Genomic DNA, 399 nt, shown 5'->3' with positions numbered 1-399 from the left:
AGTGGGCGGTTCGTGAGTCTTTGAGTGGGTCTGCTGTCGCCTGATGGTGTGGCTGCGGGGCGGAATCTGCCGGTCCGTGGTTGTTGATCTGGTGATGTGACCGGGTGAGCGAACGCAAGCCGTACCCGAGTGACTTATCGGACGAGCAGTGGTCGTTGATCGAGCCGGTGATCACCGCCTGGAAGGACCGGCACCGCTCGGTCAGCGGCCACCAGGGCGCCTACGACATGCGGGAGATCGTCAACGCGATCCTCTACCAGGGGCGGACCGGCTGCCAGTGGGCCTACCTCCCGCACGACCTGCCGCAGAAGAGCGCGACCTACTACTACTTCGCCGCATGGCGGGACGACGGAACCGACCAGGTCATCCATGAACTCCTGCGCTGCCAGGTCCGTGAAC

1 protein-coding gene is annotated in these 399 nt (G+C 64.4%); it reads left to right on the top strand.

The window, feature by feature from the left end; translation table 11 throughout:
- Positions 1–104: 104 nt before the first annotated feature.
- Positions 105–399 (top strand): transposase (locus tag AC5WS8_RS39415; protein WP_496108281.1); only part of this gene is annotated, 295 nt, incomplete at its 3' end.

The sequence above is a fragment of the Streptomyces sp. PTL18 genome, assembly GCF_059510295.1.
This window is presented reverse-complemented; position numbering and strand designations above follow the sequence as displayed.